Genomic DNA, 3498 nt, shown 5'->3' with positions numbered 1-3498 from the left:
GCTAGACTTAGAACTGAACAACAGGTGGTAACGAAACTTATATCACTAACCTTACGAGCCAAAGAAAATCCAAAGTATAGGTTTATGACACTTGCCTACCTACTCGTCAAAAGGATTTTCTAAAAGGTTGTTTCAGGGAGCTTAAAAGGGATAAAGCTTCTTAAGATAGATGGGGTAAGTGTTATATAAATTAACATATGCCCTGTCCTCGTATAGAGGAAGCATTGCTGAAGAGCCACGTTGCGGAAATCCACAAGCACGGTTCTGTGAGGGGCATAAAATAACATATAGGAGGTTATAGAAAATGTCTACTCGACAGACAAAAATGGTTAAAGATGGATTGTTAATTCCAAGGGAGTGGTTCCAGGATTTTGGACAGATTGAAATAAAACAGGAAATGACAAAAATAGTTATTAAGCCCAAAAATTTTACCAAAAAAACAAAGGGTATGATTAAGGGTGGTTTTAAGGTAGAGCAATTTCTTCAGGATTGTGAGTTAGGCCAGATGTGGGAACATGAAAAGTGTGAGTAAAATTACGGATTATAGGTTTAAAGAAGAAATTTTTGTGGATGCTAATATCTTTATTTTTCATTTTGCCCAGAAGGTTAATTCTTTTCTTGAATATATTGATGAATTAAAATCTTCTGGTCTATCAGTTTGAATTAAAGAAAGTTTGAGATGATGAAAAAGGTTTTATTGTCTCGCAAAGACGCCAAGAACGCAAAGAACGCAAAAAAGATTGGGAACTTATACCCTTTATTTCCTTTGCGCCTTTGCGAGATGAAGAAGGTTTTAGCTTTTTTGCTTTTGGAAACACGAATGAACCACGAATGGAGAGCCACGAATGGGCAGGGAATAAGGATTTAAGCTGGTCGGGAAAGCATATTACAGTTAGGTCAGAGAATGGACCCAATAATTGCATCATTGACTGCCAGCATTTCAGTAAGGGCATTTTATTTCCATAATTCAGGCACAGGTGATCTTGTTTTAGGGTTTACGATAAGAAATGGGAATGCTACCTATGGCGGCGGAGTCTACTGCGGTTATTCTTCCTCCCCAGCCATCACCTATGATGATGTCGGGAATAACTCAGGCGGGGATTATTCTGGCTGTTCTCCTGGGATTGACTGTATCTCTGCTGACCCTAAATTTATAAGCCCAACCGACTTCCACCTTCAGCCAACATCCCCCTGCATTGATGCTGGCAACAACTCAGTCCCGGCAATTCCTTTAACCGACAAGGATGGCAAGCCAAGGATTATAAGTGGCAGAGTTGATATGGGTGCTTATGAGTTTAGATTTGGAATTTTTCCAGGTTCAGGACCAATTGGAACTTTAATCACTATAGCAGGAGGAAGCTTTACCACCAATAGTATTGTATCCATTGACTTTGGAACACACCAAACGATGACTACAACCTTAAGCAGCGAGCTTGGCACCTTCTCAACCACATTTGTTGTTGACACCCAACCCGGAGGCACAAAGGTAATTACAGCAAGGGATAGCCTGGGAAACTATGCCACAACAACATTTTATATCCCAATCATCATAGCCCTCTCCATCTCCACAAACACAATAGGGTTTGGCATTCAAGACCTTAATTCATGGACAGGGACAAAGACATTCTCTGCCACAAACACAGGGAATGTTTTGGAAAGGTTCACAATAAGGCTTGGGACATTTACCGATGGGATAAACCAATGGTCAATCTCTCTAACCAATGGAGACAATAGAATTTGTGCAAAGTATAGTGTAGATAGTGGCATATCCTGGCAAGACATTACAAGCTACAATACAGACCTTTTACTAAAAAATAATGTTGACATAAATGAAAATGTAATTGTAGAATTTAAAATTATGCTGCCAACATCAACAATTTCTTACAACGAATACAATGCAACCTTGACAATTACAGGAGAAAAGGAGCAATGAAAAGTCAAAATGCATACGTATATTATTAGGTAGGAGGTGTAAAAATGCCAGTTATTGCTATTCCAAAACCATTAAGGGAAAAATTAGGGGAAGATGGGATTGATTCTTTGATTGATGTGCTTAACAAATCAGAGGAAAGGGTAAAAGAGGATGTTATTACTTTATCAGCAGAGAAGTTTGAAAGAAGACTCTCTCAAGAGATTAGTGGAGTAAGGTCTGACCTTGCCATCCTTGAGGGAAAGTTTGAAACAAGAATCACTCAAGAAACCTCAAAGATTGACAAAAGAATAACAGAAGAAACAGCTAAACTTGACAAAAGAATAACAGAAGAAGTTTCTATGCTTGAAGTCAACCTTGACAAAAGAATAACAGATGAAACAGCTCGTCTTAGGGTTGAAATAAAAAGTAATTACGCCAGCATAATAAGATGGATGTTTATCTTCTATCTTGGTCAGGTTAGTGCCATAATGGCCATTTTATTTGCCTTTTTTAAAAGATGATGATAGAATTGCAAGTGGCAGAATTTTTCTTGCAAAATTTAGATAATCATTTAAAAAGCGGCATATCCTGGCAGGACATTTCAGGCTACAATACAGACCTTTTATTAAAAATAACATTTCGTTTCTGACTCTTTAATGAGGAAGCTCAACACATACAAATTTCTTGACAAGAAAATGGGGGTAAAGTTATTATTATGAATAAAAATGACCTTATACAAATTTTTACGAAGGATGGCTTACAAAGGAGGTAGAAAATCATGCCCTCCAGAGTAAAGAATTTATTAAAAAGATAAAGACCCTGATTGAAGGGGAAACACCCCGTCTGCCTTCGGCAGACACCCCTCTGAAAGAGGGGAATGAGGGGAAAAGGAGGTAAAAAGATGAAGAAAATCTTTAGTGTGGTAGTTTTGGGGATGTTCTTGGGAAAGGAAGTTAAAGCAGGGAGCTTAACCCTGACTGTGGATTGGAAGGGGGCTACTGAGCAGGGAAGCACAACATCTGTTGTGGCTATTGTCAAAAATGAGACAAGCGGCTCACTTCCTAATGTATCTTGCGAGATAATGCTGCCCTTTGATGCCTCACTACAAAACCTTAATGTGGATGGCTCTGATAAGGGAGGTGTCTCAAAATATGACATTGGGACACTAACAGGATACTCAAGTACAACCCTTATCTGGCATTTTAAGCTTTATAGCTTAGGGTCAAATACACTCAGTGTCAAGGCAAGTGCAACCGGTGTTTCTTTGATTACAAAAACAGGAAAGAAATACTGCCACTTACAAGGCTCGCTTAATAAAAAATTGGCTTTAATCAAATATGATACAGAAAGCCAGGCCATTGAAAGTCTCCTTTCTGAGATGGGGATTGGGTATAATTCCTTTGTAAGCTCTGAGGTTTCAGGCATTCACCCAGCCACATATACCGCGATAATCATTTCTGGAAACAATAGCTCATCCCTTCCTGGTCAAATTACAACCCCTACCTTCCTTGAGGCAATAAAGAATTATATGAAACAAGGTGGAAACATCCTATTGCTTGGAAACGCCCCAGAAATCCTTGATTCTG

6 protein-coding genes are annotated in these 3498 nt (G+C 38.8%); all 6 read left to right on the top strand.

The genetic code is table 11. The annotated features are described in order from the left end of the window. Nucleotides 1-178: 178 nt before the first annotated feature. On the top strand, nucleotides 179-301 hold the full coding sequence (locus AB1630_09320) for a hypothetical protein (GenBank protein ID MEW6103990.1): 123 nt from the start codon (nucleotides 179-181) through the stop codon (nucleotides 299-301). 3 nt (nucleotides 302-304) lie between these two features. Beyond that, on the top strand, nucleotides 305-532 hold the full coding sequence (locus AB1630_09315) for a hypothetical protein (GenBank protein ID MEW6103989.1): 228 nt from the start codon (nucleotides 305-307) through the stop codon (nucleotides 530-532). Then, nucleotides 525-662 carry a hypothetical protein gene (locus AB1630_09310; GenBank protein MEW6103988.1) on the top strand — a complete coding sequence of 46 codons (138 nt, stop codon included), beginning with the start codon at nucleotides 525-527 and terminating at the stop codon, nucleotides 660-662. The genes AB1630_09315 and AB1630_09310 overlap by 8 nt, the downstream gene beginning before the upstream one ends. Before the next feature lie 242 nt (nucleotides 663-904). Further along, entirely contained in the window at nucleotides 905-1933 is a 1029-nt protein-coding gene (locus AB1630_09305; GenBank protein ID MEW6103987.1) for a choice-of-anchor Q domain-containing protein, read from the top strand. 44 nt (nucleotides 1934-1977) lie between these two features. Further along, entirely contained in the window at nucleotides 1978-2433 is a 456-nt protein-coding gene (locus AB1630_09300; protein MEW6103986.1) for a hypothetical protein, read from the top strand. 380 nt (nucleotides 2434-2813) lie between these two features. Further along, on the top strand, nucleotides 2814-3498 hold a 685-nt coding region (locus AB1630_09295), incomplete at its 3' end, for a hypothetical protein (GenBank protein ID MEW6103985.1).

Source organism: bacterium (genome assembly GCA_040753555.1).
In the GTDB taxonomy this organism is placed as follows: domain Bacteria; phylum UBA9089; class UBA9088; order UBA9088; family UBA9088; genus JBFLYE01.
Note: the sequence above shows the minus strand (reverse complement) of the source record. Positions and strands in the feature narration are given on the sequence as shown.

What these genes read in the sequence shown, in the direction of transcription:
- AB1630_09315 (MEW6103989.1), top strand. Translation starts at nt 305, where the DNA reads ATGTCTACTCGACAGACAAAAATGGTTAAAGATGGATTGTTAATTCCA.
- AB1630_09305 (MEW6103987.1), top strand. Translation starts at nt 905, where the DNA reads ATGGACCCAATAATTGCATCATTGACTGCCAGCATTTCAGTAAGGGCA.
- AB1630_09300 (MEW6103986.1), top strand. Translation starts at nt 1,978, where the DNA reads ATGCCAGTTATTGCTATTCCAAAACCATTAAGGGAAAAATTAGGGGAA.